Source organism: Nocardioides sp. REDSEA-S30_B4 (assembly GCF_001627265.1).
GTDB lineage: Bacteria > Actinomycetota > Actinomycetes > Propionibacteriales > Nocardioidaceae > Nocardioides.
This window is the reverse complement of sequence record NZ_LUPI01000093.1, coordinates 1-3,749: the sequence shown is the minus strand read 5'-3', so window position 1 is coordinate 3,749 and position 3,749 is coordinate 1. Positions and strand designations below refer to the sequence as shown.

Annotated in this window: 3 protein-coding genes; all 3 read left to right on the top strand. The window is 71.9% G+C overall.

Annotation, left to right across the window (positions count from 1 at the left end):
* Positions 1-340 (top strand): FHA domain-containing protein (locus A6R01_RS16230; protein ID WP_292608057.1); only part of this gene is annotated, 340 nt, incomplete at its 5' end.
* Between the two features lie 182 nt (positions 341-522).
* A complete protein-coding gene (locus tag A6R01_RS16225; RefSeq protein ID WP_292608054.1) occupies positions 523-2,910 on the top strand; it encodes an immune inhibitor A domain-containing protein in 2,388 nt (795 codons plus the stop codon).
* Positions 2,911-3,094: 184 nt separating this feature from the next.
* Positions 3,095-3,538, top strand: a complete 444-nt coding sequence (locus A6R01_RS16220; RefSeq protein WP_292608050.1) for an SRPBCC family protein — start codon at positions 3,095-3,097, stop codon at positions 3,536-3,538.
* Positions 3,539-3,749 lie beyond the last annotated feature (211 nt).

The following is a 3,749-nucleotide window of genomic DNA, read 5'->3' as shown; positions in this document are numbered from 1 at the left end:
GCCCGAGACCCGCTGGCTGGCTACGGCCGACACCGGCGAGACCGTCCTGGTCCGCGGGCTGACCCTGCTCGGCCGCGGCCCGCAGCCGCGGGAGGGCAAGTCCGTCGCCGACCTGGTCGCCCTGTCCTCGACCGACATGTCGGTCTCGAAGACCCACGCCCAGCTGCAGCTCTCCGACGACGGCTCGCTGGTGGTGATGGACCGCGGCTCGACCAACGGCTCGGTGCTGATCCGCCAGGGCGTGCCGCGCCACCTCTCGCCAGGACGCCCGGTGACCCTGCTCGACGGCGACGTCCTGCGCCTGGGCGACCGGGTCCTGGAGATCAGCGGCGAGCGCTGAGCGCCGGCCCCGCGGCCCGGTCAGGAGTCGGTCACGAACCGGTAACGATGCCCTTCCCCCCTTCCCCCGGGGGTATCGCGTGATGTCGTCTCTCTCCATCCCCCACGCGCCCCGGACCGGTGCGGGAGGGCTCGGGCTCCCGCACGTCGCGCGAGCCTGTTCTCGGTCAAGGGAGGAAGCAGTTGAGCAGGAAGAAGCTCGCCACCGTCGCGGGCTCCGCGCTCGTCGCCGCTGCGCTGACGACGCCGCTGGGTGCCGCGCCGTCGGGTGCCGCACCACAGGTGACCGGCGTGAGCGCCCAGGACGGCCACGCGGACCAGCACCAGGCGGGCCACGTCCGCCTGATGCCCTGGCAGAAGAAGTACGAGGACCTGCGCCAGCAGGCCCTGGAGCAGCGACTGCGCGACGGCGGTCGCGGAGGCCCGGTCGAGCGGGTCGGCAAGGGCGCCTACGCCCGGGTCGCCCAGGAGGGCAAGGACCGGATCTTCGTGGTGCTCGCGGAGTTCGGCGACGACGTGCACTCGGCGTACCCCGCCGGTGAGTCCGACGCCCAGCGCGACGACGGGCCGCTGCACAACGAGATCCCGAAGCCGGACCGCAGCACCGACAACTCCACGCTGTGGGAGAAGGACTACGACCGGGCCTACTACGAGAAGATGTACTTCCAGCGGATGCGCGCCTTCTACGAGGAGCAGTCGCTGGGCACCTACTCCTTCGACGGTGAGGTCACCGAGTGGGTCAAGGTGCCGTTCAACCAGGCCCGCTACGGCCGTGACCTGTGCGGTGGCATCAGCTGCAACAACACCTGGTTCCTGATCCGTGACGCCCTCTCGATCTGGACCCAGGGCCGCCTCGACGCCGGCTGGACGATGCCCCAGGTCCAGGAGTACCTCAAGACCTTCGACGTCCAGGACCGCTACGACTTCGACGGTGACGGCGACTTCGACGAGCCCGACGGCTACATCGACCACTTCCAGGTCGTGCACGCCGGTGGCGACCAGGCCGACGGCGACCCGATCTACGGCGGCGACGCCATCTGGAGCCACCGCTGGTACGCCGGTGTCCAGCCCTACGGCACCGGCCCCGAGGGCGGCGCACCATTCGGCGGCGTCGACATCGGCGAGGGCGGCACCTCCGACCCCGACGGCGCGGCCGTCGAGCTGCCCGACAACCCGACCGGCGTCTGGGTCGGCGACTACACCATCCAGCCCGAGAACGGCGGCCTGTCGGTCTTCGCCCACGAGTACGGCCACGACCTGGGCCTGCCGGACCTCTACGACACCTCCGGCAACACCGGCGGCGCCGAGAACTCCACCGGCTTCTGGTCGCTGATGTCGCAGTCGCGCGGCACCGCCAAGAAGGACGAGGGCATCGGCGACCGCCCGATGCCGTTCGGTGCCTGGGAGAAGTTCCAGCTCGGCTGGCTCGACTACGACGTGGCCCGTGCCGGCCGCTCCTCCAAGCACTGGATCCGGCCCGGGCAGTCCACCAAGGGCAAGGAGCACAACGCCCTGATGGTGCTGCTCCCGGACAAGGAGGTCACCACCGAGCTGGGCGACCCCTGCGCCACGTGCGGCGACGCCTACTACTACTCCGGGTCGGGCAACGACCTCGACCACACCATGACCCGCGGGGTCGACGGTGGCGGCGAGCTGACCGCCAAGGCGCGCTGGACCATCGAGGACGGCTGGGACTACGCCTTCCTGCAGGCCACCACCGACGGTGAGACCTGGGAGGACGTGCCCACCGACCAGTCCTACGAGGGCACCGACGAGGGCGGGGCCAACCCCGACGGCACCGGCATCTCCGGCAGCAGCGGGGGATGGGTCGACCTGACCGCTACCGTGCCGGCCGAGGCGGTGGGCATCCGCTTCCGCTACCTCACCGACGCCGCGGTCGCGCTGCCCGGCTTCCAGGTCGACGAGATCACCCTGGACGGCACGCCCGTCGGCTCGGCCGAGGGCGGCGCCGACGGCTGGAGCCTCGACGGCTTCAGCACCACGTCGGGCACCGAGGTCACCGAGCACCTCAACGCATACCTGGTCGACAACCGGCAGTACGTCGGGCGGGACCGTCTCCTCAAGCACGTCTACCACTTCGGTGACGTCGCGGAGAACCCCGACCACGTCGACTTCTACCGTCAGGGCGAGGGTGCCCTCATCACCTACATGGACACCTCCTACACCGACAACAACGTCGGCGACCACCCCGGAGGCGGCATGGCGCTGCCCGTCGACGCCAACCCGATGTTCGTGCACACGCCGGACGGCGACCTCGCCCGGCCGCGCACCTCGTCCTTCGACGCCGCCTTCGGCACGAAGCGGGTCAAGCGTCAGGTGATCGACTGGATGGGCGAGGACTACACGCTCCCGCCGATCAAGCCGGTGCGCACCTTCGACGACACCCTCGACTGGTGGTACGACGGCGACGAGCACGGCAGCGGCACCCACCCGGGTCGCTACCAGCCCGGCTGGAGCTCGGTCGACGTCCCCAAGACCGGCACGACCATCACGGTCAAGAAGGTCAAGAGGAACGGCGTCATGGTGATCAAGGTCGGGACCTCCTCCTGAGGCCCTGAGACCACCGGAGCCGCCTCCGCGGCCCGGCACCACGCGGAGCCCCGTCGACCCCCGGGTCGGCGGGGCTCCGTCGTACGCCGGGGGCCCGGCGTGCGGCTCGGGGCGGCCCGACCGGACGAGCCCGGCCGGGTGAGACCCTGGCGCGGCGGCCGCGGAGGGCATAGGTTCCCCCGCCATGGATGCTGCTCCCACCTTCCGCCACGTCGAGACCCTGCACACCTCCGCGTCGCCGGAACGCATCTGGGCGCTGTGGAGCAACATCGCGACCTGGCCGACCTGGGACCCGCCGGTCGAGAAGGTGGTCCTCGACGGCCCCTTCCGGGTCGGCACGACGGGCCACATGGTGATGGCGGGCGGCTTCGAGATGCCCTTCGAGCTCGAGGTCGTGCACCCCGACGAGCGCTACCTCGACGTGCTGCGGATGGGCGAGCTGGGGATCCGCGTCGACCACGTCGTGGAGGCGGCCGAGGGCGGCTCGCTGGTCACCGTCACCACCGAGGTCACCGGGCCGGGCGCCGACGGCGTCGGTGCCATGGTCACCGCGGACGCCCCCACCGCCCTCGCGGCGCTGGTCGCCCAGGCCGAGGCCGAGCCCGAGCCGGTCCCGGTCATCCCCTGACCCGACCCGCGGGCCAGCCGGCTGCCGATGGGTGGGCCGGTCGTGGGTGGCCGGTCGTGAGTGGCCGGTCGTGAGTGGTGGGGCGGTGCGGACAGCGCCCGAGCGGCGCGGCTCCCGGCCGGGCCCACCCCCGGCGGAGGGGAACCACCCCTTCCGCTCCTTCGTCGCTCCAGGGGGGCCAGGCCCATCCACCCTCCGCCGGGGGTGGGCC